Source organism: Streptomyces sp. NPDC058221 (genome assembly GCF_042882365.1).
In the GTDB taxonomy this organism is placed as follows: domain Bacteria; phylum Actinomycetota; class Actinomycetes; order Streptomycetales; family Streptomycetaceae; genus Streptomyces.
This window is the reverse complement of record NZ_JBHVWF010000003.1, coordinates 1-26,460: the sequence shown is the minus strand read 5'-3', so window position 1 is coordinate 26,460 and position 26,460 is coordinate 1. Positions and strand designations below refer to the sequence as shown.

Sequence of the window (26,460 nt, the reverse complement as noted above, 5' to 3'; positions counted from 1 at the left end):
GTCCGGGGTCCCGAGGCCGGTTCATTCCGGCCGCCACATCGGCAGGGGCACCCGTCCGACGCTGCGGCCCTCCCGGTCCAGGAGGTGGCCGACGCGCTTGTAGGTGCGTACGGTCACACTCCGGGAGATCGCAACCGTTCCCGGAGCGCGGGCCTCGATCTCCGTCTCGTACGCGTGGATCTCGTTCAGGTCGTGGACCCAGAACGTCGCCACCAGGTTGTGCACGCTGAGGACTTGGACGCTCACCCGGCAGTTGGGCAGGCCGGCCACGTACCGGCCGACGTCCTCCAGGCGGCTCGCGGGGACGTTGAGGATCAGGCTCGCCTCCCGGACGGGACGGGCGGCCGACGCCGCGAACTCGCAGCGCAGGGCGAGGTGGCCGGATGCCAGATGCTGCTCCACCCGCCTGCGTGCGGTCTGCGGGGAGACGCCGCAGCACGCGCCGAGCTCTGCCCAGCTGAGACGGCCGTCACCGCCGAGCGCGTCGAGCAGGGCCGAGTCGACCGAGTCGAAGGCCGCCCGCCGGCCGTGCGTGGCCGGAGACGCGACGGCCACCGACCGTGACTGCTGCTGGTCGAGTACACCGCTGCGCCATGAGGAACTCTGCCGGTGCACCCGGGTGACGTACGCGGTCTCCGTACGCGTGACGCCCGGGAGCCCGGAGAGCCGCTCGGAAATGATCTGATCCAGGCTCTCCTGCCTGCGGGTGAAGCAGTCGAGGCGGAAGTCGTGTCCACCGGTGACGCGTGCGACCGTGGCAGCGACCGGCTCCTCGCACAGCCGTTCGGCGAGTGCGACGTGGTACTTGGGTTCGGCCGAGAGAAAGACATGGGCGGTGGTCCCGTCGTCGGCGAACCGGGGTCCTGGCATGGTCGCGATCCAGGCGAGGCCCTCCCGCGTGAGCCGCTCCCAGTGCCGTGCCGCGGTGGCACCCGTGATGCCGAGGGCCGCGCCGATGCGGGACCACTCACCGCGCGGACTGATCTGCAGCGCGTTGACGATCGCGAGATCCAGTTCCGACAGCTTGGCTGATTCTTGCATCCTGCGGCTTCCCATGGCTGTTCTCGTCGGATTTCCGGATTCCTATGGGCGGCGACCTAGCTTGGCACTCCTTCTACCACAGCCGGACGAGTGAGAGTGAGGACGCGATGGGGACAGAACCCCGGGCCGACGCACGACTGCCGATCAGCCGGAGTATCGGCACCGTCATTGTGGCGATGGCCCTGATCGAGGCTCTCAGCGGCATCACGCAGGGCTACATCAATCCGCTTCTGCCGGCGCTCGGCCCCGTGCTGTCGATCAACGACGCCACGATCAACGGCATCTTCCTGCTGTCGCAGCTCGGCTTCGCCGTGCTGACGCCCATCATCTCGAAGCTCGGCGACTCCTGGGGATATCGCCCGGTTCTCCGGGCGAACATCGTGCTGGTGACGGTGGGGGTCGTCCTGATGGCGGTGTACCCCAGGCTGTGGACCGTCATGACCGGCGTCGTCCTGCTCTCCAGCGTGGTCGGGTTCATCCCGCTCATGCTGGGCATCGTGCGATCGGCAGGACCTCGCCATACGCGCACCGGGGTCAGCGCGATGATCGCGGTCCTGATGGCCACCGTCGGCCTCGGCGGGCTGCTCGCCGGGCTGGTGGGCAGACACACGCCCACCCACGGGTTCTGGGTCGCCGTTCCCTTCGCCGTCCTCGCACTCGTTCTCGTCCGGCTCGTGCCCGACGTCGGCGCCGGCACTCACGAACCCATCGCCGTCGTCCCCCTGCTCGCCTGTTCGCTCGGCCTCATCGGGTCCGTCACGGCCATCTCCATGGGCTCGGACTGGGGCTGGACGGATCCGCGCACCGTCGCGTCGGGCGTGGGCGGAATCCTGCTGCTCGCGGTCTGGGCACGGTGGGACTCCACGCGGCAGCGCACCTTCGTCGACCTGTCGATGTTCAAGCTGCCGCAGGTGCGTGTGGTGTCGGGTGCGACGTTCTTCTTCGGCTTCGCCTCGATCAGCTACATCAGCACCAACGCCCTCTTCCTCTTCTCCCACTCCGAAGAGGCCGGCTACGGGTTCGGGCTCAGCTCACTCCAGATCGCCTCCCTGTTCCTCGTCGTGTCCGCCACGTCCTTCGCCGCCTCGTTGCTCACCACCCGGCTGATGCGCCGGGCCGGCGAGCGTCCCACCCTGGCCGGCTCCGGACTGGTGCTGTGCGCAGCGTTCGCGACGATGGCTCTGCTCCACCGTTCGCTGCCCGGGTACTGCGCCGGGCTCGCGCTCTTCGGTATCGGCCTCGGCCTGTACCAGGCCTGCACCCGTGCCCTCTCGGTGGAAGGTGTGTCTGCCGGCCTGACCGCCACCGCTGCCGGCATCAATGAACTGGCGTTGTCCATAGGCATCGCGGTCGGCGCCGCCGTCGTCAAACTGCTGTCGTCGGCCTTCCTGTCAGACGGTCACATCACCTCGCGCGGACTGGTCGCGATCTGGGCGACGCTGGCGGCCGGTGCGCTGGTCGCCTCCCTGATAGGCCTGCGCTACGCCCGGCCCACGGCCGTCGGCGGGGACGAGGTGATCGCGTGACGGGCCTCGCCGGCGTGCCGGACGACATCGTCGACCGGGTCTCCGCCCTCCTCGACGAGCACCGCGAGCCGCTCGTCGCCCTGAGCCACGCCCTGCACGCCGACCCCGAGCTCGGTGGCGATGAGGTCCGCGCGGCACAGCGCATCAGCGCGCTGCTGAGCGACGCCGGCTTCGCGCAGGAGCCGACACCGGCGGACCTCCCCACCGCGTTCTGCTTCCGGAAGGGCGACGCGCCCATGGTGGTGGCCATCTGCGTCGAGTACGACGCTCTGCCGGGCATGGGCCATGCGTGCGGGCACAACGTGAACGCCGCCACCGCGGTCGGCGCGGCTCTCGTCCTCGGCCCGCTCGCCGAGGCGCTCGATGTGAGCGTGAAGGTCCTGGGAACCCCTGCGGAGGAGACCTTCGGCGGCAAGGCCAGTCTGATCGACAGCGGCCACTTCGACGACGTGGCGCTGGCGATGATGGCCCATGCATCGGACCACGACGCCGTCGGCGGACGCTCGCTCGCCCTGTGCCAGTGGGACGTCACCTTCACCGGGGCTCCCGCCCACGCCGCGGCCGCGCCGGACCGCGGTGTCAACGCACTCGACGCCCTCGTGATCGCGCAGACGGCCATCGCCCTGGCCCGGCAACAGCTCCCTCCGCGTTCCGTCGTCTCGACGATCACGACCGAGGGCGGCCGTGCCGTCAACGTGATCCCCGAGCGGGCCCGGGCGTCGATCGAGATGCGGTCGCCGTCCATCGAGGGCCTGCGAGTGATCCAGCAACGCGTGCGCGCCTGCCTGGAGGCGGGTGCCCTCGCGACGGGTTGCACCATGGAGCTCGCCCGGGTCGGCAACGACTTCGCCGACCTCCGCCAGGACACCTCGCTGGCCCTGTCCTACCGGGACGCGATGGCCGCCCGCGGCCGGACCGTCGAGCTGACCGACGCCGCGGTCGCGTCGACCGACATGGGCAACGTGTCCCATGTCGTCCCGGCCATCCATCCGCTTCTCGGGTACGAGGTGGGCGACGCGACGCCGCACACCGCCGCGTTCGCCGACCACGGCACGTCGCCGTCCGCGGACGAGGCGATCCTCGACGGAGCGTTCGGCCTCGCCCTGACCGCGGCACGTGCCGCGCTGGATCAGGCGGAGCGCGCCCGGCTGACCCGAGAGGCAGTCGTCCGCACGGGGGAGGAGCCCCTTCCACAGCGCGGCCGCCCACGGGATCCTCACGCCGCTCGTCAACGCGAGCTGCACCGCCCCGCGCGCCCGCCCCGCGCCCTGTGAACTCCGCGCTCAGCCAGTCGGGTTGTGCCGGATCAGCGACTCCACCAGCCCCGACCGGGTCGCGGGGAAGTCCAGCGGGACGACGCCGAGACCGGTCCATCCGGACGCCTCCGCACCGTCCAGGAACGACTGGACCTGCGGGTTGAGCCGGTCCGCGTTCGAGCGGGGCGGCAGCAGGGCGGCGGTGCTCACGTAGTTCATGAACAGCTTCCCCGGCTCCGCGGCGGCCTTGCGGAACTGGTCCTCGATCTTCGGGTACTTGGCGAACGGCTCCGCCATGTAGTCGTCCTGGATGTCGAACAGCGCCGGGTCGGCGTAACGCACCCCGGGCAGACCGCCGTTGTCGGCGAGCAGCACCACCTTGCCGCGCGCCTCGCCCAGCGCCGGCAGCGCGGAGTCGATGCGGAACAGCGGCCGCCAGCCCCTGCCGTCGAGGTAGTCGTCGAAGACCGCCCGGAACGCCGCGTCGCTCTCCTCCGAGTACTCCTGCTTGACCCTCATCAGCACGGTCTCGGTCGGGTGCGCCGCCAGGAAGTCCCAGCAGGCGCCCAGCACATCGCCGAACATCAGGTTCTGGTACGAGGCCCCGTGGTGGATCGCGAAGGAGCCGTCAGTGATCCGGCACCGCACGTCGAGAAAGCGCAGCCCGCTGTTCAGCTGCTCGGCGATCGTCGTGTTCTGGCACTCGGTCCAGGGCCCGCCGTAACGGGCGCCGGAGTCGTGCGAGCCGGGAATCGTGAGGCGCTGCAAGGCGGTTGCGTCCGCGATACCGCTCATCCAGTCCTGCGTGGTCAGGGCCTGCCGGGTCGAGGCGTGGGCAGGTGCCCCGCCCAGAAGTGCGGTGGCCGAGACGGCCAGTGCGCCGGCCAGGAAGTTCCGGCGGTTGGCTGTGTACGGGCTCATGCGGGGACGCCTCCGGGTGCCGTGTGGGGGTCAGCCCCCGGATTATGACCCGTACACAACAGGACGGGAACAGGGCGTGGCCTGCATCGCCCGCGAGCGGCCCGGGAACGACGGATGCGCGGGCCGGAGCAACCGCCCGGCCCGCGCATCCGTCGTACGGCACGCCCTACTGAACGACCGTGATCCGGTCCGTCGCCGGGGGCGCGAGCGGCGCGTCGGCCGTGGAGTGCGCGGCCAGGTAGTCGTTGAAGACATCCAGGTCGGACGCGCCGACCAGCTTGTCGGTGCCCTCACCGAGCGCCGCGAAGCCGTCGCCGCCGCCCGCCAGGAACTCGTTCATCGCGACGCGGTACGTCTTGGCGGGGTCGATCGCCTCGCCGTTCAACCGAACCGTGTCGGTGACCACCCGGTCGGCGCCCGACTTCGTCATGTCCAGCGTGTACGTGAGGCCCTTGGACACCTGAAGGATCTTCGGGCTGGCCTCGTTCGAGCCGCTGACCTGCTGCTGGAGCGCGGTGACCAGCTGCTCACCGGTCAGGTCGAGGACGTTCATCATGTTGGTGAAGGGCTGCACGGTGAACGACTCCCCGTACGTCACCACACCGTCGCCCTCACTGCCCGACGCCTTGTGCACCAGGTCGGCACGGATGCCGCCCGGGTTCATGAGGGCGAGGACCGCCCCGCCCTTGTCCGCCGGGGCGAGACCCTCCAGCTGCGCGTCCGCGATCAGGTCGCCGAGCGGCTTCTCCGGGGCCGTGGAGCCGCGGCCGTTGATGTCGGCCGTGATGTAACCCTGTGGCCGGTTCGCGATCGGCGCCGCGAGGGTGTTCCAGCGCGCGATGAGGGACGTCAGGTCCGTGGCCGGCGCCTGGTCCCTGCTCACGATGTGGTTCGCGGAGACCGGGTTGGCGGGCGCGGGGTGCTTTGAGGCGGTGCCGGAACCCTTCACCGCGGTGCGCACGATGTCCTTGGTGCGACGGTCGTAGGTGAGCGTCGTGTCCGTGTACAGCTTGCCGAACGACGAGGCCGAGGTGACCAGGCGCGGATTGCCCGCCGGGTCCGGGATCGTGCACACGTACGCCTGGTGGGTGTGGCCCGTCACCAGCGCGTCGACCTTCGGCGAGATGCCCTTGGCGATGTCGGTGATCGGTCCGGAGACGCCGTCACCGGCACCCGGGCTGTCGCAGTCGTAGTTGTACGACGACGAGGCGGGGGCGCCGCCCTCGTGGATCAGGGCGACGATGGACTTCACGCCCTGCCGGTCCAGCTCCTTGGCGTACTTGTTGACCGTCTCGATCTCGTCGTGGAACTTCAGGCCCTTGACGCCGTTGGCCGTCACGATGTCCGGCGTGCCCTCCAGGGTCACCCCGATGAAGCCGACCTTGACGCCGTTCTTCTTCCACACCGTGTACGGCTTGAGGATCGGCTTCCCGGTCTTCTCGTCCGTCACATTGGCGGCCAGGTACGGGAAGTCGGCGCCCTTGAACGTCTTGCCCTCCTCGTAGCACCCCTCGACCGGGTGGCAGCCGCCGTTCTGGAGGCGGGCCAGCTCGGTGGCGCCCTCGTCGAACTCGTGGTTGCCGACGCTCGTCACATCGAGGTCGATCTTGTTGAGTGCCTCGATGGTCGGCTCGTCGTGGAAGAGCCCCGACAGCAGCGGGCTCGCCCCCACCATGTCGCCACCGGCCGCGGTGATCGAGTACGGGTGGCCCTTGCGCGCGGTGCGCAGTGAGGAGGCGAGGTACTCGACGCCCCCGGCCGGAACGGCCTTCGTCGTGCCGTCGGCCTGCGTCTCGTCGACCGTGCCGGCCGAGCCGGCCGGCGGCTCCAGGTTGCCGTGCAGATCGTTGAAGGACAGCAGTTGCACGTCGACGGTCCGGGCCGGCGCGTGATGGCCGTGGCCCTTGCCGTGCCCGTGCCCGCGCTCCTGCGCGCCGGCCGGCATGGCCGCGACGAGTGCTCCGACGGTGGCAAGACCGGCCGCGGCGGCGAGCACCCGCCGGGACGCACGGTTCTTCTGCGGTGTCGCTGACATCGGTCCCCTTGTGAGTTCAGCGGGAGTTGTGGGAGTGGTGACGAGTCTGGAGACTGCGTGCCGCAGCCTAGAGTCAACGCGCGTAGCGCAACAGGTGTCCGGGGTTACGAACTGGTTGCCGCCCGATCGGAACGGGGCCATTCACCCATACGGGGGCGGGCTTCCGGGGTGCCGGCCTTTTGTCCTCAAGCGCCGGACGGGCTTGATTGGGTTCCCCGCGGGGTGCGCCTTGCCCGGTGGGTGGGGGGCGGTGCCCCTCCGGGGCGTCTCCTCAAAAATGGCGTGTTCACCCGGGTCCGAGAGGGGGGCCGGGTCGTACGCCATTTCCTGCGGGGACTCCCCTGCACGTCCCCACCCCAGCGCCACTCGCGTCTGCACACCGGCTTCGCGACTGTCGCAGACGCGCGACGGGCGGGTTCGGGGGCGTGCAGGGGAGTCCCCGCAGGACGACGAACAGATACCCGGGTCCTCCGCGTACCCGCGGAACGTTCGTCGTTTGAGGAGACGCCCCGGAGGGACCCCGAACCCCCACCCACCGGGCAGGCGCCCTCGCGGGGCACCCGCACAACCAAGCCCGTCCGGCGATTGAGGACGGAACCCCGCACCCCGGAAGGGGGCAAACGACACGGGGCCCGACGCCCCACCCGAAGACCCGGCCCCGAAGGGGCCTACGGCTTCTCATCCAGGCGCGGGAACAGCACCGCGCCCTTCGTCACCGTCGCGCCCGGCGACAGCCGGCCCCAGTCGGCGGCCTCCCGCACGAGCTGGTCGGACAGCGCGCCCAGGGACTCCTCGGCGCCCAGGCACTCCCACAGCTTCTGCGAGGTGTCCGGCATGACGGGGTTCAGCAGGACCGCGACACCGCGCAGCGCCTCGGCGGCCGTGTACAGGATCGTCGCGAGACGGGCCCGGCCCTCCGGCGACTCGTCCTTGGCGACCTTCCACGGCTCCTGCTCCGTGATGTAGCCGTTGACCTGCTTCACGAAGTCGAAGATCGCCAGGATGCCGGCCTGGAAGTCCAGCTCCTCGCCGATCTTCAGGTCGGCCGCGGCGACGGCCTTCGTCAGCCCGTCCCGTACGGCCTGCTCGGCCTCGCCCGCGGCCGTGGCCTCGGGGAGCACGCCGCCGTAGTACTTGCCGACCATGGCCGCGAGGCGCGAGGCCAGGTTGCCGTAGTCGTTGGCGAGCTCGGAGGTGTAGCGGGCGGTGAAGTCCTCCCAGGAGAACGAGCCGTCGCTGCCGAAGGCGATGGCCCGCAGGAAGTACCAGCGGTAGGCGTCCACGCCGAAGTGCGAGGTCAGGTCCTGCGGCTTGATGCCGGTCAGGTTCGACTTCGACATCTTCTCGCCGCCGACCATCAGCCAGCCGTTGGCGACGACCTTGCCCGGCAGCGGCAGACCCTGGGCCATCAGCATCGCGGGCCAGATCACCGCGTGGAAGCGCAGGATGTCCTTGCCGACCAGGTGCACATCGGCCGGGAACGTGGAGTCGAACTTCTCCTGGTTGGCGCCGTAGCCGACCGCCGTCGCGTAGTTGAGCAGTGCGTCGACCCACACGTAGATGACGTGCTTGTCGTCCCACGGCACCGGGACGCCCCAGTCGAAGGTCGAGCGTGAGATCGACAGGTCCTGGAGACCCTGCTTCACGAAGTTCACGACCTCGTTGCGCGCCGACTCGGGCTGGATGAACCCGGGGTTGGCCGCGTAGAACTCGAGCAGCTTCGGGCCGTACTCGCTGAGCTTGAAGAAGTAGTTCTCCTCCTTGAGGAGCTCCACCGGCTTCTTGTGGATCGGGCACAGCTTCGTGCCGTCCTCGGCCTCGATGAGGTCGCCGGGGAGCTTGTACTCCTCGCAGCCCACGCAGTAGGGGCCCTCGTACCCGCCCTTGTAGATCTCGCCCTTGTCGTAGAGGTCCTGCACGAACTCCTGCACACGGTCGGTGTGCCGCTTCTCCGTCGTACGGATGAAGTCGTCGTTCGCGATGTCGAGGTGCTCCCAGAGGGGCTTCCAGGCCTCCTCGACGAGCTTGTCGCACCACGCCTGGGGCGTGACGTTGTTCGCCTCGGCCGTGCGCATGATCTTCTGACCGTGCTCGTCCGTGCCGGTGAGGTACCACACCTTCTCGCCGCGCTGGCGGTGCCAGCGGGTGAGCACGTCGCCTGCGACGGTCGTATAGGCGTGGCCCAGGTGAGGAGCGTCGTTGACGTAGTAAATGGGGGTGGAGACGTAGAAACTCTTCACGTCCTCGCCCCCCTGCTTCTCTGATCCAGTGGCCGCCATGGTCGAAATCCTAACGGTCCGTGGGAGATCCACTCACACCGATAAACGTGGGAGCGGATGCGGAGAGCTTTGCGAAAGGACGAGGAGATCCTGGCGGAGCTGGTCGCCACCGGGCTGCGGCGGGCCGGGTTCGCCGTCGACACGGTGTACAGCGGTGATGCCGCCCAGGCCTATCTGGGGCTGCACGACTACGACGTCGTCGTCCTGGACCGCGATCTGCCCCGGGTGCACGGCGACGACGTGGCCCGCGGACTCGTGGCCTCCGGCTCCCGGACCAGGATCCTGATGCTCACCGCCGCCGGGTCCATGGAGGACCGGGTCTCCGGGCTCGACCTGGGCTCGCCGAGGGCGAGCGGGAGGCCGTGGACCTGGCCCAGGTGGTGGCGGAGGAGGCGGGGCGGCATCCGGGGGTGACCGTGGAGACCGTGCCGTGCGCGGTGCGGGGGGACCGGATGGGCCCGGCTCGGGACTCGGGTTTTCGATCATACGTTCTATAGCGGTGGCGCACGGTGGCACGGTCACGGCGGTGCCGGGCCCGGAGGGCGGCCTCGCCGTGACCGTGCGTCTGCCGGTGGATCAGGCGCCGGCGGCGACCCAGGCGGGCAGCGCGGCGAGCACCTCGCGGTAGAACGCGGCGTCCGGCACCTCGCGCGGGGCGGGGCCGGCGTGGAAGAAGCCGGCGTTCGGGGCGTCCAGCTTCCGCAGGAAGTCGAAGCCCTTCGCGTCCTGCTCGCCGAACGCGACGAACTGGAAGAACAGCGGTAGCCGTGCGGCCTCCGTCAGCGCCTGCCGGGCCGCCTGCTTGGCGTCCGGCGCGCCGTCCGTCTGGAAGATCACCAGCGCCGGGCCGGTGCCCCCGGACTTCTCGTGAAGTGCGACGACCTCTTCGACGGCGCGGTGGTAGTTCGTCCGGCCGAGCCGGCCGAGGCCCGCGTTCAGCTCGTCGATCCGGCCCGCGTGGCCGTCCAGCTCGACCGTGCCGGTGCCGTCGATGTCCGTCGAGAAGAAGACGACCTGGACGGCCGCGCTCGCGTCGAGGTGCGCGGCGAGCGCGACGGTGCGGTCGCCCAGGTGCTGGGCGCTGCCGTCCTTGTAGAACGGCCGCATGGAGCCGGAGCGGTCCAGGACCAGGTAGACCGTGGCCCGCAGACCGGTCAGCCCGTGCGCCTTCAGCGCCGCCTGGGCGGCCTTGTACGGGGCGACGAGCTCCGGCGCGCGGGTCTTGACCCGGGCGAGGGGGAGCGCGGGCTTGCCGTCGGCGAGGGCCGCGGGGGCTGCCGGAGCGGCTTCGGTGGTCGCCGCGGTGAGAGGTTCCGGTGCCGGCTCGGGTGCGGACTCGGCCGCAGCGGGCGCGGGTTCCGGTTCCGGGGCGGGCGCGGGGGCTGCCGCAGCGGCCGGTTCGGGTTCGGGCTCCGGTGCCGGTTCGGGCTCCGGGTCCATGTCGATGGTGATCGGCTCGGGGGTGGTCTCCGTGACGGCCGGGTCGGCGGCGACCGGTTCGGCGGTGGTGTCCGCGGTGACCGGCTCGGCGGCGGGGGCTTCGGCTTCGGCAACCGCCTTGGCCTCGGCCGGTTCCGCCGTTGCCTCCGCGGCCTTCGTCCTGGGCCCGGAGCCCTGCGACGGAACCGTGGGAGTGGCCTTGGGTGCGGGAGTGGCGGCCTTGTCGAAGGCGGCCGCCACCAGGTCCGTCGCCCGGTCGCCGTCGTCCTTGGCGGACGGGGACGCTGCGGGCCGGGACGTGGTGGAGGAGGCCGGGGCCGGTACCGACGCCTTGGCGGCCGGCTCGGGTTCGGTCTCCGAATCGGGCCGGGCGACCGGCTCGTCCACCGACACCGACTCCGACTCCGTGGGCCGGGTGCGCTCGGCCTGGGGCGGGACCGTACCCGTCGTCGGGCCGTCCTGCTCCGTGGCGTCACGGCCGAACACCTTGCGCAGCAAGCTCCGAATGCCCATGGGCGAGGCCTTTCGCGTGAGTTGGGTGCGATGAATGTCCGTACTGCGGGAATTGATCCCTGGCCAGGGCGGATACGTAAGGTTAGCGGCCGGATCCGGCCGTTCGTTGGCGCGGCCCACCTGTGGGACAACTGAGCCGAAACCGATCCCGGACCGAGTCCTGTCACCGTGCCGTGGTGGCCTGTTGTACGTCATTCACCTGTACTCCTGTAGTGCCGGGTTACCGGGTTGACGGGTTGACACGAGCAGCCGGGGGTCCCTGTGCGGTCGGCGCACTAGAGTCGGAAGCATGGTTTCCGGTGAGGCGCCGCAGGCGGCGGGCAGCGTTCGGGTCGACGTCTGGATCTGGTCGGTCCGGCTGACGAAGACGCGTGCGCAGGCGGCCGCGGCCTGTCGTGCGGGTCATGTGAGGGTCGCCGGTGAGCGCGCCAAGCCGGCGCAGGCGTTGCGCGTCGGCGACGAGGTGCGGTTGCGGCATGCGGGGCGGGACCGGGTGGTGGTCGTGTCGAAGATCGTGAAGAAGCGGGTCGGTCCTCCGGTGGCGGCGGAGTGCTTCGTCGACAACAGCCCGCCTCCGCCGCCGCGCGAGACCGCGATTCAGGTGCCGGTGCGGGATCGGGGGGCGGGGCGGCCGACGAAGCGGGATCGGCGGGAGATGGAGCGGTTGCGGGGGGAGCCGCCTGTCGAGTGACCGGGGGCGTCCGGTGTGGCCGCTGTGTCCTCAATCGCCGGACGGGCTTGAAAAGATGCCCTCAATCGCCGGGCGGGCTTGATTGGGCGGGTGGTTACGGCTGTGGGGAGGCGATTGCTCTTGCTGCCGCTACCTCCTGGCGCAGGGGGGCCAGTACGCCCTCCTCGTCGCCCGGGAGTTCGGTGCGTACCTCCACCAGGACCTTGCTCGCCCTGATACCCGCCGCCAGTTCGCGGAGCTGCTGCTGCACCTCGGCCACCTCCGCCGGTTCCGGTTCCGGAGCCCCGTGGTTGACGCGGACCCGGGCCGCCGTCGTGGCGTCCACGATGCGTTCCACCGCGACGACCAGGGGCCACCAGGCCGCAGCCCGGCGGCCGGTCGGGGGCGGTTCCGTCAGGGCGCGCTGGAACTCGGAGCGTACGGACGACAGATCGCGGTAGATGCGGCGCCTGGCCCGCACCCGCTCCGCCCGGTCGCCCGGTGTCTCCGGTTCGAAGGCGTAGGCCACATAGTCCGCGATGTCGGCCACCGCGTCCGCCAGACGGTGGCCGATCCGGGTGTGCCAGCTCTCCGGCCACAGCAGGTATCCGGCCACCAGCACGATGCCGCAGCCGATCAGGCTGTCCAGGAAGCGTGGCTGGACCAGGTCCACGCCCTGGTGGTTCAGCAGGTCGGACAGGAGCAGGATCACCGGGGTGACGGCCGCGGTCTGGAACGCGTAACCCTTCGCCGTGAACGCCGGGATCAGCGCGGCGAGCAGCGTCATCACCGGCACGTCCCACCAGCCGATCGGCACCTCCGCCAGGACCGGCGCCGCGATGACGAGGCCCGCGGCCGTGCCCACCGAACGCAGCACGGCACGGGAGAACACCGAACCGAAGTCGGGCTTGAGCACGAAGGTGACGGTCAGGGCCACCCAGTAGGAGCGCGGTACGTCGACCAGTGAGGTCAGCGACTGGGCCAGGCCGATGCAGAGCGCGAGGCGCAGCCCGTACCGCCACGAGGGCCCGGAGAGCAGGACGTTGCGGGTGGCGCGCCGGATGCGTACACCGAGTGCGGCGGGCCGGCCGAGCCGGTCGTCGACGTTGTACGGGTCGGGTTCGGCCTTGTGGACGACGGCGGCCGCGTGCCGCAGGGCGCTGTCCACCGCCCGGGTGGCGGGCGAGTCCGGTGCGGGCAGGCCGGGTTCGCCGTCGCCGGTGCGGCTCTCCTCGATGTCGTCGGCCAGCTTCCGTACCGCCGCCGGGATCTCGGGAGGCAGCGTGATCCGCCGTACGTGCACGGCCGGCGCCGCCTCGACCAGCGGGATGACGACGTTGAGCTGGGACAGCAACCGCACCATGGCCCCGCTGCGGCCGTGGTAGCGGGCGCGGCGGGCCAGGATCAGGTCGTAGGACGTGTTCAGGGAGTGGGTGACGGACTGCCGCTTCTCCTCGTACGCGTCGGTGCCGGCGGCGGCGAGCAGATCGGCGACCGCGCAGTACGTCCCCGCGACCGACACCCGTTCCGGCGCCTTCCGCCGCAACGGCCAGGCGAGCAGGGTCAGGACGAGGACGAAGAGGCCGCCGACCGTCAGCAGCAGCGGCGCCACCCACCAGGGGTTCGGCATCGGAAGTCCGGCGCCCACCACCGAGTTGAGCAGGAGCAGCAGACCGGAGACGGAGGCCACGGCGCCGATCGTCGACATCATCCCGGAGACCAGCCCGACGGCCGTGAGCACGGCGACGGCGGCCCAGCCCGTCCCGAACACGAGCGTGCCGATCATGACGCCGAGGGCGCCGAACAGCTGCGGCACGGCGATGTTGAGGATGCGCATCCGGTACGCGTCGGCGGTGTCGCCGATCACGCCGGAGAGCGCGCCCATGGAGACGAGCGCCCCGTACACCGGCCGGTCGACCGCGAATCCGGCGGCGAGCGGCGCGGCCAGGGCGACGGAAGCGCGGGCGACGGCCGCCCACGGGACGGGCGTGGGCTGCGGGCGCAGTCCGTAGCGGAGCCAGACGGGCGGTGTGCCCCGTCGCGGAGCCGCCTCGGACCCGGTACCGGCCAATGCGTCCCCCTGTGGTGTTCGGCTGTCAGCTGCGGTAGTCCTCGACCTCGTCGGCCGGGCGGACCCGCGCCTGCTCCGGGTCCTGGCCGAACTCGCTCAGTGCGCGGCGCTGCCGCAGCAGGTCCCAGCACTGATCGAGCCTGACCTCAACCGTACGCAGCCGTGCCTGTTCCTCGGCGGTGAGGCCGGGATCCTTGCCGCTGCGGTCACGCAGGCCGCGCTCCTCCGCGACGAGTCCGTCGATGGACCCGATGATGTCCCGCTCCTGGTCGTCCATGGTGTCCCCTTCGTCCTCTTCGTTTCTCTGTTCTCTGCCGTTCGGTACGCGGGCGCCCGTGGGGTTCAGCGGTGTCCGTGGTTCCGCAGCACGATGAGGGTCTTGCCGCGGGCCCCTCCGGTGCGGTTGCGGTCCAGGGCCTGCGGGGCCTTCTCCAGCGGGAGTTCGATGTCGATGGGCACGCGCAGCACGCCTTCCGCGGCGCCCGCCGCCAGCACGTCCAGCAGGACGGGGTTCGGGTCGAGCCTGAAGTCGATGCCGCGCACGCCGTCGGGGAGCGCCGCCCCGGCCGCGACGCCGCGGGTGCTGAGCGCGACGCCGGCCGGCCGGAGCGGCGCGGCGTGGCCGGCGAACGCCTCCGGGGTGTCGGAGACCAGGTCGGCCAGCGCGTCGATGCCGTCCGGACAGACCGCGCGTATCGCGTCGGCGGTCGGGCCCAGGGTGGTGTCGATGGTGACCGAGGCGCCCAACGACCCCATCCTGGACCGCTCGTCGCCGCGCACCCCCGCGACCACCCGTACGTCCCGGGCCCTGGCGAGCTGGGTCAGGCAGCTGCCGACGCCACCGGCCGCACCGATGATCAGCAGGCTCTCGTGGCCGCGGAGCACGGCCGCCTCAAGGATCTGCGCGGCCGCCATCCCGGCGGACGGCAGCGCCGCCGCGATCCGGGCGTCGAGGCCGCGCGGGACGAGTGTGATGGCGGCGTCCTGCGGCACGCAGACGAAGTCGCAGTACGTACCGGCGCCGACCGGCGGCCCGGCCCGGCCGAAGACCCGGTCGCCGACCCGGAAACGGTTGTCGCCGCTGCCGATCATGTCCACCCGGCCGGCGAAGTCCACGCCGACGACCAGCGGGAAGACATGCGGGACCTGTCCGTCCAGCGAGCCGTCGGCGGTCTGCCAGTCGTACGGGTTGAGGGCGGCGTACTCGACCCGCACCCGCACCTCGCCGGCCGCCGGTTCAGGCTTGGGGACCTCGACCAGTGCGGGGCCGGCCCGGAAGGCGCCGACGGCGACGGCTCGCATACGGAACACCTTCCAGTCGCCCCCGGCAGTGCACGCAATCCACTCTTCCCCGGCCTGCCCGCGCCCGCACGTCGGCGCCCGCGGGCCCGGTCGCTCAGCGGCCGTCGTGCAGTTCCAGGGCGACGAGCAGCGCCCGGTGGTCGGTGCCGGCCAGCCGCAGGAAGCGGGCGGGGCGCACCGAGAAGTCGCCGCCGACCAGCACATGGTCGATCCGGGCGCGGCCCCGCAGAACGCGAGTCGGCGGCGCAGCGGCACCGTCCCGGACCTGCGCGGTCGATCCGTCGCTCCGCCATGGCGGAGCCGTCGTACGCCGGGGTGGAACCGTCATGCGTCGGGTGCCACCGGCGCCACCGGTGCCACCGGGGCGGGCGCCGGCAGGACCCGCTGGGCCCAGATCCGTGCCGCCACCGCGCATACCGCCAGGGCGAGACCCGTACCGAAGACGATCCACACCGTGGTGCGAAGCGAGGCCGTCAGCGCGTCGTAGACCGCGGCCGCGCCGTCCGTCTCGTTGCCCGGCACCTCGGCGAGCACCCGGTTGCGGGCGAAGGCCAGCGCCCCGCGCAGCAGCAGCGCGCCGAGCGCGAAGCCGGTGCCGGCGACGGCCGTGGCGGACAGCGCGGCCAGTGCGGAACCCCGGCGTCCTGGCCCGCCGCGCACCCAGGCCAGCACCACGGCCAGCAGGGCGAACACCAGCGTGCCGACCGCCGGCCAGATACTGGCGGCCCGCAGCCATCGGAAGCTCTGGCGCAGCTGGTCCGCCCGGTCGGCGGAGATGATCTGGATGTCGGTGTGCTCGACGGGGACCCGGTCGGCGAACGGCACCCCGTTGTCCAGCAGGTTCTGCCGCACCTGCTCCGTCACGGGCGCCAGGTCGATGGTGACGCTCTCGCCGCTGCGGCCGTCCAGCGCGGCGGTGACGGCCTCGTGGGCGGTGCGGTTGGCGGCGTTCCAGGCGGCCCGGAAGGCGTCCGTGGTGGTGAAGGACTCGACGGCCTGGTGCAGGAAGTCGCGGACGGTGTCCTTGAGCGGACCGACGTCGATCTGCTTCATCGCCTCGTCGGTGATCAGATCGGCCACGGTGTTCTGCACATCGGGGTCGGAGGCGAGCGGGGCCACCGCGGCGACGTAACGGTCCGTGTCGTCGATCTCCAGATCCACCCAGGCGGAGAGCGCGCTCAACGGCACCAGGACGGCGAGCAGCACCAGCAGTGCCGCCGAGAGCGCCGTCGAGAAGTAGGTCCGCACCCCACCAGGGAATCCCGGATGGGCCGGGGGCGCCCGGGCCATGAGCCATTCGAGTTGCCGGTCGGCCCGGCCAGGTGTGCTCTGGAGGAAAGAGGGGGCGACGGAAGGAGCTTCCCGCCATGGCCGCACACGCTTCGGTGCAGGCACGCGGAACGCGCGCCCGTGCACGGCACCACTCCACCCTCAGCTGGGCCCTGCCCGTCACGCTCGGGGTGATCCTCGGCTGGTACGCGACGTCCATCGTCCGGGGCGGCGGTGTGCTCACCGGCGGGCAGCTGGCCCTCGGACTGATCTCCGGCGCCGTTCTCGCGGCGCTCTGCTTCGGCCTGGGCCGGGTACAGAAGCGGCTGCCGACCGTGCTCGCGGCAGCGTCCTACGGCGCCCTGTTCGGCGGCTCGATCGGCTTCCTCTACAGCCTCTCCGACAAGAGCGTGCTCGCGGCCTCGGTGCTGGGCCTGCTGACGGGGGCGGGCATGCTGCTGGCCGCGTTCTACGCCTTCTACACCCACGAGGACTGAGCGCCCCGCCACGTCCCTCCATGAGCCATCCTTGACCTTCTCCACAGGGGAAGGCCAACGATCGGCGTGCCGGGCGAGCACCGCCCGGTATGAGGAGGCACGAGGTGACGGACCAGGGGCAGGGGCGGCGGCCCGAAGCGGCGCTGATGACGATCGGGGCGTTCGCCCGGCTGTCCCGGCTGTCCGCCAAGGCGCTGCGCCGTTACGACGAGCTCGGCCTGCTGGCGCCCGCCCTGGTCGACCCGGCGAACGGCTACCGGTACTACGACCCTGCGCAGGCACCGACCGCCAGGCTGGTGGCCTGGCTGCGCCGGATCGGGATGCCGCTCGCCCGGATCACGGAGGTGATCGCGCTGGACTCCGGGGCGGCCGCCGCAGCGATCCGGGCCTACTGGGCGCAGGTGGAGGCCGAAACGGCAGCCCGGCGTGACCTCGCGGCCTTCCTCATCGACCAGCTGTCGACGGAGGAAGTCATGGCACAGGTGGGAACGCTCGGAATCCGGTACGCGGCAGGCACCGACATCGGTGCGGTGCGGGAGACCAACCAGGACGCGGCGTACGCGGGGGCCCGGCTGCTCGCGGTCGCCGACGGGTTCGGGGAAGGCGGGGCGGGGGCCAGCGCGGCGGCGATCGACGCCCTGAAACCGGTGGCGCGGGGCGCGGTGCCGGCCGCGGAACTGCTGAACGTGCTGCACGACGCGGCGGAGCAGGCCGCGCGGGCGGTCCGGGACGCGGTCGCGGGCAGCGTCGGAAGCGGGGCACCGGACGAGTCCGGGACCACACTGACCGCGATGGTGTGGACGGGCTCGCAGCTGGGGCTCGTACACATCGGGGACTCGCGGGCCTATCTGCTGCGCGACGGCGAACTGTTCCGGATCACGCACGACCACAGCCTGGTCCAGTCGATGATCGACGACGGCTCGCTCACCGAGGAGGAGGCGTTCTCGCACCCGCAGCGGGCGATGCTGCTCAAGGCGCTGGGCGGCAGCGGTCCGGCGGGAGCGGGACCCGATCTGGACGTGCGGGACGCCCGGCCCGGTGACCGCTATCTGCTCTGCTCGGACGGGCTCTCGGCGGTCGTCGAGGGTACGGACCTGGCCCGGGTGCTCGCCGGGGCGGACGGCCCCGGCACGGCGGTCGGCGAACTGCTCGCACTGGCCGGGGCGGCGGGCGCCCCCGACAACGTGGCCTGCGCGGTGGCGGACGTCGTGGCGCTGTGACGGCACCGGGGCGGGGGCGCCCCGGGGGGGGCGGCGGCCGCCCCCCGGGGGGGCGGGGGCGCCCCCCCCCGGGCCGACGCGGCTTCGTGCCGCAGGGGAGGACGCATGAAGAGCACGCAGCAACCACGCCCGGGGGACCCGGGAGGCCACGACCGGCTCGTCTACGACCTTGACGGCGTGCGCGCGCGGTATGCGGAGCTGTGCCGTGAAATCCCTGGGGTCACCGTCCGGTTCGCCCTGAAAGCGGCACCCGACGACGAGATCCTGCGGGCTCTCGTGGCCGTCGGTGCGGGGGTGGACGCCGCAGGTCCACAGGAACTGCGGCAGGCCCTGCGCGCCGGTGTCCCTGTCGAGGCCACGCACTACGGCAACACCGTGAAGTCCGACAAGGACATCGCGGAGGCCTACGCCCTGGGCGTCCGCCTCTTCGTGACGGACAGCCGGGAGGATCTCGCGGCCCTCGCACGCCACGCTCCCGGCGCGCGCGTCTTCTGCCGCCTGGCCGTGGAGAGCGGGAGCGCGCTGTGGGGACTGAAGCACAAGTTCGGCTGCTCCCCGGACGAGGGCGCACAGCTCATGGAGGAGGCGCGCTCCCTCGGTCTCGTGCCTTCAGGGCTCTCGGTGCACGTGGGGTCGCAGCAGATGGACGCGGACGCCTGGCGGCACGCCTTCGAACGGCTCTCGGCGGTGCTGGAGACCCTGGCCGGGCGTGGCGTCGTCCTGGACCACGTGAACCTCGGCGGCGGACTGCCGGCACGCGGCTACCTGGACGCCGACGGCGTGCCTCTCGACCCGCCACTGGACAAGATCTTCGCCACGCTCCGCGAAGGCATCGAGCACCTCCGCTCCGTCCACGGCCCGCACCTGCGGATCGTCGTCGAACCCGGACGCTGGATGGTCGCCGATCACGGCACCATCCACGCCCGCGTCGTCCGCCTCACGCAACGGCGCATGCCGGACGGCACACGCCAGCGCTGGCTCTTCCTGAGCTGCGGGAAGTTCAACGGCCTGTACGAGATGGACGCCATCCAGTACCGGTTGCGCTTCCCCACGCGTCCGGCGGGGCCCCGGGTGCCGGCGGTCGTCGCCGGGCCGACCTGTGACAGCGACGACTCCTACGCGCACGATCGCGGCCATGTCGAGGTTCCCGAGGACCTCCGTTCGGGCGACCCCGTGGAAGTCCTTTCGTGCGGGGCCTACGCGCTGAGCTACACCACGCGCGGATTCAACGGTTTCTCCCCCCTGCCCGTCGCCTTCACCGGTGCGCCGCCGGCCCCGGAGAGCGACGGCAGATGACGGCTCACCCCGTGATACGCGGCCTCACCGCGGCGGACTGGGGCGGGATCCTCGCCCTCGAACGCGAGGCGTACGCGCCGCTCGGCCTCTCGGAGGACCAGGCGGTCCTGCGCTCGAAGGCGGCGGCGTCACCCGGCACGTGCTTCGTTCTGCGGACCGAGGAGGCGACGGTCGGCGGATACCTGCTCGCACTGCCCAGCCCGCCGCGGCTGCCTCCGACGTGGGGGCGCGCGGAGGGGGGCCGCGTCGTCTCGGAGAACCTGCACATCCACGACCTCGTCGTGAGCCCGCTCCTGCGCGGACGCGGCCTCGCGCGCCGGCTCGTCGGCCACCTGGAGGACGCCGCGCGCGGCCGGGGCCACACGTCGGTCTCGCTCGTCGCCGTGGGTGGTGCCGACCGCTTCTGGGCCGCGCGCGGCTACTCGGCCGAACCACTCGTGGCAGTCACCGACTACGACGCAGCGGCCGTGTACATGTCCCGCTCTCTCAGGCCGCAAGGGCGGCTGCCCGGTCTCCACAACACCCCCGTCCTCTCGCCTCCTCACTCACGGAGTTGACCCCCGTGCCCTCCTCTCTCCCCTCCTTCCGGCGCGGGCAGTTCGCCACCGCCGCCCTCTTCTGCGCCCTCGGCTTCCAGTACGCCACCTGGGCCTCCCGCATACCCGCGCTCAAGTCGGGACTCGGGCTGAACGCCGCCGAGGTCGGCTTCCTGCTGATGGCGGCGGGTGTCGGCTCCTGCGTGGCCTTCCCCCTCGTCGCACTGCTGATGCGGCGCCTGGGCTCGCGTCTCCTCGCCCTGACCTCGACCACGGCGCTGGCGGTCGTGCTCCTCGCTCTCGCCGTCGCCCCCAACTACCCCGTCGCGCTCCTGGTGGTGTGCGTCGACGGTGTCTTCGTCGGCTGCCTCAACACGGCGATGAACGCGCAGGGGGCCGCGCTGGAGGCCCGGCACGAGCGCCACACGATGGCCAAGCTGCACGCCGTCTTCAGCGGTGGCTCCTTCCTCGCGGGAGTACTCGCCTCAGCGGTGCATCTGGTGACCTCCTCGCTCACGGCGCACTTCGCCGTCGCCGCCGTACTCCTGGTCCTCCTCGCCGCGGGCGCCTCGACCGGGCTCCTCGCCGAGACCGAGGAACCGGCGGCCGCCGTGCCGGCAGAACCGGCACGACCGCGCCGGTGGTCCCTGCCCACCGCGGCCGTGTGGTGGATGTGCTGCGCCATGGTCTTCGGGACGATCGTGGAAGGCGCGATGAACGACTGGTCCGCTCTCTACCTGAAGGACGTCGCCGACGCTTCCGAACAGGTCGCACCGCTGGGGATCGTCGTCGTCTCGGGCGTCATGGTCCTCGCCCGCCTGCGCGCGGACAACTGGCGCGAGCGCTGGGGCGACCGCCGGGTGGTCCTCGCGGGAAGCACCCTGGCCGGCAGCGGGCTCGCCCTCGCGCTCGTGGCGGGCGGGACCTGGCCGGCCTTCCTCGGCTTCGCCTGTGTCGGCCTCGGCGTCGCGGCGGTCACTCCCTGCGTCTACGTGGCGGCGGCCCAGCAGGGTGGAAACGCGCTCACACTCGTCGCCGCCATGGGGACGACGGGCCTGCTGGCCGGTCCTCCGCTGATCGGGTTCGTGGCCGGCGCCGGCAGCCTGCTGTGGGGATTCGCCTGCGTGGCGGGGGCCGCCTACGTGGTGGCCCTGTGCAGCACCCGCATCCAGTGGCCGGCACCGAAAGCCGGCACCGCCCCCGTCCCGGAGAACGCCCCCGCCGCCTGAGCGTTCTCACCTGCCGCTGCATCCCGGCACCGGCTCGGTCTGCGGAACCCGGAGGCGCTGTCCGGCCGACGTTCGCGGTGGGCGTGCGGGGGAGAATGGTTGCGTGGAGCGCATCGTAGATCTGGACGCGGCCGCCACCGAGATCGAGCGCCGGCGCGGTGTGTGGGCCGGGGCGGGACTTGAGGTGGGGGCGGTCACCTGGCGGGACGAAGCTGCCACGTGGCCTCAGCCGCTGGAGACGGACCGAGGCCGGGTACGGGATCCGGACTCGGTCGGGGTGCGCATCGTGGGCGCAGAAAGCGCGGAGTTGGAGGTCACTCTCTTCCGCGGAGGATGGGCCGATGTCGGCTTCTTCTCCGCGCGCACCGGGTGGGAGGGGGTCATCGAGGCTCCGGCCAGCCTGGGAAAGCCGCCAGTTCTCGTACGCACCGAGGCGGGCGGGGCACGGAGGTGGGTCGCCACATCGCCACATGGCGGTCCGCTCAGGGGGGCGTGAGCCCCGTACACGATCTCGCTGCCGTCGAGTGGCCGGCTTCGCGGCCTGCCCGCGCCTCCACCGCCGCAAGCGCCCGATGGCACCGTGGAGGAGGCATTCGTCGACCGCGCCGGCAAGGCGCTGCTGGTCACCACGGTGCGGGCGTCCTACCCAGCGTCGCCGGAGCGCAGAAAGAGATCACCCACACCGACGGTCCGGCAGTACCTCGCTTCCTCGGCATGGCGCGGTCTCGTTGGCCGAGCGACGAATCAGGCCCTGCTCACACAAGACAGTGGTCGGGCTCTGGGCGTCCTTGCGCGTGTCAGCTGTCTGGGGCTTCTTCCTCTGCAGAGGGGTGTGCCCGCTCGTGTGCGGCGTCGGCTCCCCAGCAGGACAGCAGGTGTAGCGCCTCCTGCGAGGGTGAGCCGGGCTCGGCGTGGTAGGTGGTCAGGTACTGCTCCTGGTCGTCGGCGAGTGCGAAGGTCTGGTAGCGCAGCGTCAGTTCTCCCACCAGGCGGTGGGAGAAACGTACGTCTCCGTGGGTGTAGCCCTTGACGTCGTGGGCTGCCCACAGTCTGCGGAAGTCGTCACTCTTCATGGCGAGTTCGCTGATCAGCGACGCGAGAAGCGCGTCGTCCGGGTGCTGGCCGGCTCCGAGTCGCAGTTGCCTCACGACGTCGTACGCCGTGGTCTCCCAGTCCGCGAACAGCTTCCGCGATGCCGGGTCCAGGAACAGGATCCGGCCCCAGTTGCGGTCTTGCGGGGTGCGTGCTGCCCAGTCCCCGAAGAGGGCGGATGCGGTCTGGTTCCATGCCAGCACATCGCTGCGCCGGCCCCACATGTAGGCCGGCATGCCTTCCATGGCCGTCAGCATCTCTTGCAACTGGGGCCTGACCTGTTGGCGCGGTGGCTTCGGCTGCTGCCGGGTCCGTTCAGCCTGAGCCAGACGCAGCAGGTGGGCGTGCTCGGGGTCGGAGAGCTGCAGCGCGCGGGAGAGGGCGTCGATCACTTCGCGTGAGACGTTGCGTGCGTGGCCTTGCTCGAACCGCGTGTAGTACGCGGCAGAGACCCCGGCGAGGTGTGCCAGTTCCTCGCGCCGCAGTCCCGGCACGCGGCGCCGTCGGCTGTGGTCGGTGAGGCCGACATCGGCCGGCTTGAGGCGCCCCCGGCGAGTACGCAGGAATTCGCTCAGTTCCGCGCGCGGGTCGATGCCCTCAGATCGCTGTTCCTGAGGTTCTTCTGGTCGCGGGCCTGAATTCGCCGCTCCCGATGTGCCGGTGCCAGCAGCGTGGTGGGTTGCCATATTCCGAGTATCACGCGGTTTTTGCAGCTCAGCCTGTCCCTGTGAGTGATAGCTCCGCGAAACGTAGACGAGATGGGTGTCTGGCTAACCCCGTGCGCTCGAGGGACTCTCGAATTGTCCTGATAGGCGGCTTCAGCCCCCTTCAGGTACGGCCCGCCCGTCAGGGCTTCCCTCACCGCTTGGAAAGCACCATGACCGACACCCTCGCCACATCCCCAGCTCCGGTACCCGTCTCGGCGCCTGCGCGCCACAGCCCTCTTCCGATCAAGGCCCTGCTGGGCCTCTTCCTGGCCGGATTCATCAGCATCCTCACCGAGTGCCTCCCGGCCGGTCTGCTGCCGGAGATGAGCCGCACGCTGGGCACGAGCATCTCGCTGACCGGCCAGACCGTCACCCTCTATGCGCTGGCCACCGCCCTGGGCGCCATTCCCCTGGCTCGGGTGACGGCAACCTGGCGGCGCAAGCACGTGCTGCAGCTCGCCCTGGCCGTCGTCGCCGTGACGAACGCGCTCACCGCGCTGTCCAGCGACTACACGCTGACCATGGTGCTCCGCTTCGTCGCGGGCCTGGGCACCGGACTGATCTGGCCGCTGCTCGGCGGCTACGCCGCGCGCCTCGCGCCGGAAGGACGGCAGGGCCGCGCGATCGCCATCGCGCTGGCGGGCACCCCGATCGGCCTGGCCCTTGGAATCCCGCTGGGGACGTTGCTGAGCAGCGTGGGCGGCTGGGAGTCGGCCTTCTACGCCGCGGCGGCCATGACGGCGCTGTCCATGGCCTGGGTGCTGGTGGCTGTCCCGAATCTTCCCGGTCAGCCGGTCGAGAGCCGGTTGAAGCTGTCGCAGGTCCTGGTCATCCCCGGGCTGCGTCCCATCCTGTTCGCGCTGGCCGCGTACATGGTGGCGCACAACCTTCTCTACACCTACGTCACGGACCTGCTGTCCTACATGGGGATGGCCGGCCAGACCGGCTGGGTGCTGTTCACCTTCGGCGTCACCTCTGTGCTGAGCGTGCTCGTGGTCGGCGCGCACATCGACCGTCACCTGCGCAAGCTCACGGTGAGCAGCACTGTGGTGTTCGGGGTCGGCGTCCTCGTCCTGGGCGCGGTGTCAGGGGCCCCGGTCCTGGTCTACGTCGCGGTCGCCGCGTGGGGCTTCGCGTTCGGCAGCTCCCCCAGCTTGTTCGTCGGGGCAGCCATGAACGCCACCTCGGATGCCGCCGATGTCGCCCAGTCGATCACCATCACAGTCTTCTCCGCCTCCATCGCCGTGGGCAGCTTCCTGGGCGGTCTGCTCATCGCCGGACTTGGCACCGCCTCGCTGACCTGGGCGGCTCTGATCCTCCTCATCGCCGCGGCCGTCACGGTCATCAGCGGTAAGCGGCATGCCTTCCCGGCAAGCAGGTGATGTCGCGGCACACGCCGCTCCCACGATCCGGGCCAACCCGGCCATCCAAGTGAAAGCGAATCAAGAAGATGAGCACCACCGATCCTGCATCCGCCAGCCACGTGCGAACCGGACACTGCCTGTGCGGCTCGATCAGCTACCGGTTCGACGCACAGCCCGAGGCCGTCGTCGTATGCCACTGCGGCCACTGTCAGCGTCACACCGGCTCCGCGTTCTCGGTGAACGTCCTGATCGCGCGTGACTCCCTGGCGATCAAGGGAGCACCGAGGTCTTACCGGACGATCGGAGTGGAGAACGGCAACCTGCGCGACAGGCTGTTCTGTGGCGACTGCGGTACGCCGATCTTCACCGTCCTGCACGAGCGGCCCGATCTCATGATCGTCAAGGCCGGCACCTTCGACGACCACACCGGCATCGAGCCGTCCGCCGAGGTCTGGCTGCGCCGCGCCCAGGACTGGGTCGCGCCGGGCGAGCATCGGGCGCGGTTCGATGGCGACGCGGAGTAGCAGAACTCATCCTGGGCGTCGCGCCCCCGAGGGGAGCGACGCCGTCCAACCTCCCACAGGCAAGGAACACACCATGAGCTTTCAAACGATCAACCCGGCCACCGGCGAACTGGTGAAGGAATACCCGCTCCAGCCGGACGAGGAGGTCTTCGCGGCTCTGGACACGGCGCACCGGCTCTACCGCGAGGACTGGAAGTTCAGGCCGGTCGCGGAACGCGCCCGCATCGTCGCCCGCGCAGCAGAAATCCTGCGAGAGAAGCGCGACGAGTATGTGGAATACCTGACCCTCGAGATGGGGAAGGTGACCCGCTTCGGCTACTTCGAGGTCGACCTGGTGGCTGACATCCTCGACTACTACGCCGAGCACGGAGAGAAGTTCCTCGCCGAGCAGGAACTGCCCGGTGAGCCCGGCGCGAAGCTGCTCACCGAACCCGTCGGCGTCATCCTCGCGATCGAGCCGTGGAACTTTCCGTACTACCAGCTGGCCCGCGTCGCCGCGTCCCAGCTGGTCGCGGGCAATGTGGTGCTGATGAAGCACGCCGAGAGCGTCCCCCAGTCCGCGCTGGCCTTCGCCCGCCTCTTCGAACAGGCGGGGGCTCCGCGAGGGGCCTACACGAACCTCTTCTGCAGCATCGAGCAGATCGGCAAGCTGGTCGACGACTTCCGGGTGCGTGGCGTCACTCTCACCGGCAGCGAACGGGCGGGCACCTCGGTCGGTGAACGCGCCGGCCGTAACCTCAAGAAAGCTGTCCTCGAACTGGGCGGCAGCGACCCGGCCCTGATCCTGGAAGGCGCACTCCTGGATCACGCGGTCGAGCAGATCGTCATGGGCCGCACCTACAACTCGGGCCAAGGCTGCGTCAACATCAAGCGCGTCATCGTGGTCGGCCACGAACATGGTGAGCAGATGTTGACCGCACTCAAGAAGCGCTTCGCCGAGATCAAGGTGGGCGATCCCAAGGACGACGACACCGACGTAGGCCCCCTGGCGAGCGAACGCGCCCTGGAAGGGCTGCTCCGGCAGATCCAGGAAGCGGAGGACGCCGGTGGCCGCATCGTGTACGGCGGCAATCGCGTCGACAGGCCTGGCTTCTACCTCGAACCGACAATCATCACCGACATCACCGAGGACAACCCGCTCTTCCACGAAGAAGCCTTCGGCCCGGTGCTGTCCTTCTACGTTGTGGGAAGCGAGGACGAAGCCATCCGGCTGGCCAACGCCACCCGGTTCGGCCTGGGCAGCTACGTCTTCGACGCCGATGTCGAACATGCCCAGCAGGTGGCGACCCGCATCGAAGCCGGCATGGTGTACATCAACTCCTGCTTCGCCGACTCCCCGAACTTGCCCTTCGGGGGTGTCAAGAACTCCGGATTCGGACGCGAGCTGTCAGAACTGGGCATCGGAGAATTCGTTAACCGCAAGCTGGTGAGGACTGCCCCGTAGCGCTCTCTCGACCAATGCCTGGCCTGGCGGCTCGCGGCCGGGCCAGGCTTCAACGGACAGCGCATCTCCGTGGCACAGCGATCTGCTTCCCAGGCTTACAGTCGTCGTGGCCACCTCCAGCCGAGCGGCTAGCTGTATTAACCACGAGCGTTGTTGACGCCAGGGTCTTGATCAAAGGCGAAGACCTCCGGTGTGGTGGAGCTGTCTAGGACTGCACCGCACCGGAGG

The 26,460-nt window shown here is 70.9% G+C and carries 23 protein-coding genes and 2 pseudogenes; 14 read left to right on the top strand and 11 right to left on the bottom strand.

From position 1 onward, the window contains the following. Positions 1 to 21: 21 nt before the first annotated feature. Positions 22 to 1,041, bottom strand: coding sequence for an Lrp/AsnC family transcriptional regulator (locus tag ACFVW8_RS01755; RefSeq protein WP_389685573.1), 1,020 nt, complete (start codon positions 1,039 to 1,041; stop codon positions 22 to 24). A 107-nt stretch (positions 1,042 to 1,148) separates the two neighbouring features. Between ACFVW8_RS01755 and ACFVW8_RS01750 the strand changes: the two genes are divergently transcribed. Then, positions 1,149 to 2,567, top strand: a complete 1,419-nt coding sequence (locus ACFVW8_RS01750; RefSeq protein ID WP_389685572.1) for an MFS transporter — start codon at positions 1,149 to 1,151, stop codon at positions 2,565 to 2,567. Beyond that, positions 2,564 to 3,841, top strand: a complete 1,278-nt coding sequence (locus ACFVW8_RS01745; RefSeq protein ID WP_389685571.1) for an amidohydrolase — start codon at positions 2,564 to 2,566, stop codon at positions 3,839 to 3,841. Before ACFVW8_RS01750 ends, ACFVW8_RS01745 begins: the two co-directional genes overlap by 4 nt. A 9-nt stretch (positions 3,842 to 3,850) precedes the next feature. Here ACFVW8_RS01745 and ACFVW8_RS01740 read toward each other — a convergent pair whose 3' ends face one another. From ACFVW8_RS01740 to metG, 3 genes are all read right to left on the bottom strand, one after another. After that, complete coding sequence (locus ACFVW8_RS01740) at positions 3,851 to 4,744, bottom strand: phosphatidylinositol-specific phospholipase C domain-containing protein (RefSeq protein ID WP_389685570.1); 894 nt, start codon at positions 4,742 to 4,744, stop codon at positions 3,851 to 3,853. A 166-nt stretch (positions 4,745 to 4,910) separates the two neighbouring features. After that, a complete protein-coding gene (locus ACFVW8_RS01735) occupies positions 4,911 to 6,779 on the bottom strand; it encodes a bifunctional metallophosphatase/5'-nucleotidase (protein ID WP_389685569.1) in 1,869 nt (622 codons plus the stop codon). Between the two features lie 668 nt (positions 6,780 to 7,447). Further along, the gene (metG, locus tag ACFVW8_RS01730; RefSeq protein ID WP_389685568.1) at positions 7,448 to 9,058 is read right to left on the bottom strand and encodes a methionine--tRNA ligase; all 1,611 of its coding nucleotides are present in this window, start codon (positions 9,056 to 9,058) and stop codon (positions 7,448 to 7,450) included. A gap of 57 nt (positions 9,059 to 9,115) precedes the next feature. Between metG and ACFVW8_RS01725 the strand changes: the two are divergent. Then, positions 9,116 to 9,454 (top strand): annotated as a pseudogene (locus tag ACFVW8_RS01725) (response regulator); the annotation flags it as partial. Next, a pseudogene (locus ACFVW8_RS01720) lies at positions 9,382 to 9,686 on the top strand (ATP-binding protein); the annotation flags it as partial. The pseudogenes ACFVW8_RS01725 and ACFVW8_RS01720, both read left to right, overlap by 73 nt. Here the strand turns inward: ACFVW8_RS01720 and ACFVW8_RS01715 are convergent. Then, complete coding sequence (locus tag ACFVW8_RS01715) at positions 9,635 to 11,011, bottom strand: VWA domain-containing protein (protein ID WP_389685567.1); 1,377 nt, start codon at positions 11,009 to 11,011, stop codon at positions 9,635 to 9,637. The pseudogene ACFVW8_RS01720 and the gene ACFVW8_RS01715 overlap by 52 nt on opposite strands. A gap of 289 nt (positions 11,012 to 11,300) precedes the next feature. Between ACFVW8_RS01715 and ACFVW8_RS01710 the strand changes: the two genes are divergently transcribed. Beyond that, positions 11,301 to 11,702: an RNA-binding S4 domain-containing protein gene (locus ACFVW8_RS01710; RefSeq protein ID WP_389685566.1), complete on the top strand. Its 402-nt coding sequence runs from the start codon at positions 11,301 to 11,303 to the stop codon at positions 11,700 to 11,702. 94 nt (positions 11,703 to 11,796) lie between these two features. On the opposite strand, the gene ACFVW8_RS01705 is transcribed toward ACFVW8_RS01710, so the two are convergent. The 5 genes from ACFVW8_RS01705 to ACFVW8_RS01685 form a co-directional block, all read right to left on the bottom strand. Then, positions 11,797 to 13,752, bottom strand: coding sequence for an FUSC family protein (locus tag ACFVW8_RS01705; RefSeq protein WP_389685565.1), 1,956 nt, complete (start codon positions 13,750 to 13,752; stop codon positions 11,797 to 11,799). A 25-nt stretch (positions 13,753 to 13,777) separates the two neighbouring features. Continuing rightward, positions 13,778 to 14,029, bottom strand: coding sequence for a DUF2630 family protein (locus ACFVW8_RS01700; protein WP_389685564.1), 252 nt, complete (start codon positions 14,027 to 14,029; stop codon positions 13,778 to 13,780). Positions 14,030 to 14,094: 65 nt separating this feature from the next. After that, a complete protein-coding gene (locus ACFVW8_RS01695) occupies positions 14,095 to 15,054 on the bottom strand; it encodes an NADP-dependent oxidoreductase (protein ID WP_389685563.1) in 960 nt (319 codons plus the stop codon). Positions 15,055 to 15,148: 94 nt separating this feature from the next. After that, positions 15,149 to 15,382 carry a hypothetical protein gene (locus ACFVW8_RS01690; protein WP_389685562.1) on the bottom strand — a complete coding sequence of 78 codons (234 nt, stop codon included), beginning with the start codon at positions 15,380 to 15,382 and terminating at the stop codon, positions 15,149 to 15,151. Further along, entirely contained in the window at positions 15,379 to 16,302 is a 924-nt protein-coding gene (locus tag ACFVW8_RS01685; RefSeq protein ID WP_389685561.1) for a hypothetical protein, read from the bottom strand. The genes ACFVW8_RS01690 and ACFVW8_RS01685 overlap by 4 nt, the downstream gene beginning before the upstream one ends. Before the next feature lie 119 nt (positions 16,303 to 16,421). Between ACFVW8_RS01685 and ACFVW8_RS01680 the strand changes: the two genes are divergently transcribed. From ACFVW8_RS01680 to ACFVW8_RS01655, 6 genes are all read left to right on the top strand, one after another. Beyond that, positions 16,422 to 16,820, top strand: coding sequence for a hypothetical protein (locus ACFVW8_RS01680; protein WP_389685560.1), 399 nt, complete (start codon positions 16,422 to 16,424; stop codon positions 16,818 to 16,820). A gap of 89 nt (positions 16,821 to 16,909) precedes the next feature. Next, positions 16,910 to 18,040 carry a protein phosphatase 2C domain-containing protein gene (locus ACFVW8_RS01675; RefSeq protein WP_389685559.1) on the top strand — a complete coding sequence of 377 codons (1,131 nt, stop codon included), beginning with the start codon at positions 16,910 to 16,912 and terminating at the stop codon, positions 18,038 to 18,040. 105 nt (positions 18,041 to 18,145) lie between these two features. Beyond that, positions 18,146 to 19,336, top strand: coding sequence for a type III PLP-dependent enzyme (locus tag ACFVW8_RS01670; protein WP_389685558.1), 1,191 nt, complete (start codon positions 18,146 to 18,148; stop codon positions 19,334 to 19,336). Beyond that, entirely contained in the window at positions 19,333 to 19,893 is a 561-nt protein-coding gene (locus ACFVW8_RS01665) for a GNAT family N-acetyltransferase (RefSeq protein WP_389685557.1), read from the top strand. The genes ACFVW8_RS01670 and ACFVW8_RS01665 overlap by 4 nt, the downstream gene beginning before the upstream one ends. A gap of 5 nt (positions 19,894 to 19,898) precedes the next feature. Then, positions 19,899 to 21,101: an MFS transporter gene (locus ACFVW8_RS01660; RefSeq protein WP_389685556.1), complete on the top strand. Its 1,203-nt coding sequence runs from the start codon at positions 19,899 to 19,901 to the stop codon at positions 21,099 to 21,101. Positions 21,102 to 21,204: 103 nt separating this feature from the next. Then, positions 21,205 to 21,597: a hypothetical protein gene (locus ACFVW8_RS01655; protein WP_389685555.1), complete on the top strand. Its 393-nt coding sequence runs from the start codon at positions 21,205 to 21,207 to the stop codon at positions 21,595 to 21,597. A gap of 301 nt (positions 21,598 to 21,898) precedes the next feature. Here the strand turns inward: ACFVW8_RS01655 and ACFVW8_RS01650 are convergent, their stop codons facing one another. Next, a complete protein-coding gene (locus tag ACFVW8_RS01650; RefSeq protein ID WP_389685554.1) occupies positions 21,899 to 22,879 on the bottom strand; it encodes a helix-turn-helix transcriptional regulator in 981 nt (326 codons plus the stop codon). A gap of 191 nt (positions 22,880 to 23,070) precedes the next feature. On the opposite strand from ACFVW8_RS01650, the gene ACFVW8_RS01645 reads away from it, so the two are divergent. From ACFVW8_RS01645 to ACFVW8_RS01635, 3 genes are all read left to right on the top strand, one after another. Then, positions 23,071 to 24,282, top strand: coding sequence for an MFS transporter (locus tag ACFVW8_RS01645; RefSeq protein WP_389685553.1), 1,212 nt, complete (start codon positions 23,071 to 23,073; stop codon positions 24,280 to 24,282). Between the two features lie 68 nt (positions 24,283 to 24,350). Further along, a complete protein-coding gene (locus ACFVW8_RS01640) occupies positions 24,351 to 24,788 on the top strand; it encodes a GFA family protein (protein WP_389685552.1) in 438 nt (145 codons plus the stop codon). 73 nt (positions 24,789 to 24,861) lie between these two features. Beyond that, the gene (locus ACFVW8_RS01635; protein WP_389685551.1) at positions 24,862 to 26,232 is read left to right on the top strand and encodes an NAD-dependent succinate-semialdehyde dehydrogenase; all 1,371 of its coding nucleotides are present in this window, start codon (positions 24,862 to 24,864) and stop codon (positions 26,230 to 26,232) included. Positions 26,233 to 26,460: the final 228 nt, after the last annotated feature.

Bases quoted from the DNA above. Each gene is read 5' to 3' on its own strand.
- ACFVW8_RS01675 (WP_389685559.1), top strand. From the start codon at position 16,910: ATGAGGAGGCACGAGGTGACGGACCAGGGGCAGGGGCGGCGGCCCGAA.
- metG (WP_389685568.1), bottom strand. From the start codon at position 9,058: ATGGCGGCCACTGGATCAGAGAAGCAGGGGGGCGAGGACGTGAAGAGT.
- ACFVW8_RS01695 (WP_389685563.1), bottom strand. From the start codon at position 15,054: ATGCGAGCCGTCGCCGTCGGCGCCTTCCGGGCCGGCCCCGCACTGGTC.
- ACFVW8_RS01735 (WP_389685569.1), bottom strand. From the start codon at position 6,779: ATGTCAGCGACACCGCAGAAGAACCGTGCGTCCCGGCGGGTGCTCGCC.
- ACFVW8_RS01710 (WP_389685566.1), top strand. From the start codon at position 11,301: ATGGTTTCCGGTGAGGCGCCGCAGGCGGCGGGCAGCGTTCGGGTCGAC.
- ACFVW8_RS01750 (WP_389685572.1), top strand. From the start codon at position 1,149: ATGGGGACAGAACCCCGGGCCGACGCACGACTGCCGATCAGCCGGAGT.
- ACFVW8_RS01715 (WP_389685567.1), bottom strand. From the start codon at position 11,011: ATGGGCATTCGGAGCTTGCTGCGCAAGGTGTTCGGCCGTGACGCCACG.
- ACFVW8_RS01635 (WP_389685551.1), top strand. From the start codon at position 24,862: ATGAGCTTTCAAACGATCAACCCGGCCACCGGCGAACTGGTGAAGGAA.
- ACFVW8_RS01670 (WP_389685558.1), top strand. From the start codon at position 18,146: ATGAAGAGCACGCAGCAACCACGCCCGGGGGACCCGGGAGGCCACGAC.
- ACFVW8_RS01650 (WP_389685554.1), bottom strand. From the start codon at position 22,879: ATGGCAACCCACCACGCTGCTGGCACCGGCACATCGGGAGCGGCGAAT.
- ACFVW8_RS01665 (WP_389685557.1), top strand. From the start codon at position 19,333: ATGACGGCTCACCCCGTGATACGCGGCCTCACCGCGGCGGACTGGGGC.
- ACFVW8_RS01755 (WP_389685573.1), bottom strand. From the start codon at position 1,041: ATGCAAGAATCAGCCAAGCTGTCGGAACTGGATCTCGCGATCGTCAAC.
- ACFVW8_RS01640 (WP_389685552.1), top strand. From the start codon at position 24,351: ATGAGCACCACCGATCCTGCATCCGCCAGCCACGTGCGAACCGGACAC.
- ACFVW8_RS01740 (WP_389685570.1), bottom strand. From the start codon at position 4,744: ATGAGCCCGTACACAGCCAACCGCCGGAACTTCCTGGCCGGCGCACTG.
- ACFVW8_RS01680 (WP_389685560.1), top strand. From the start codon at position 16,422: ATGGCCGCACACGCTTCGGTGCAGGCACGCGGAACGCGCGCCCGTGCA.
- ACFVW8_RS01690 (WP_389685562.1), bottom strand. From the start codon at position 15,382: ATGACGGTTCCACCCCGGCGTACGACGGCTCCGCCATGGCGGAGCGAC.
- ACFVW8_RS01700 (WP_389685564.1), bottom strand. From the start codon at position 14,029: ATGGACGACCAGGAGCGGGACATCATCGGGTCCATCGACGGACTCGTC.
- ACFVW8_RS01645 (WP_389685553.1), top strand. From the start codon at position 23,071: ATGACCGACACCCTCGCCACATCCCCAGCTCCGGTACCCGTCTCGGCG.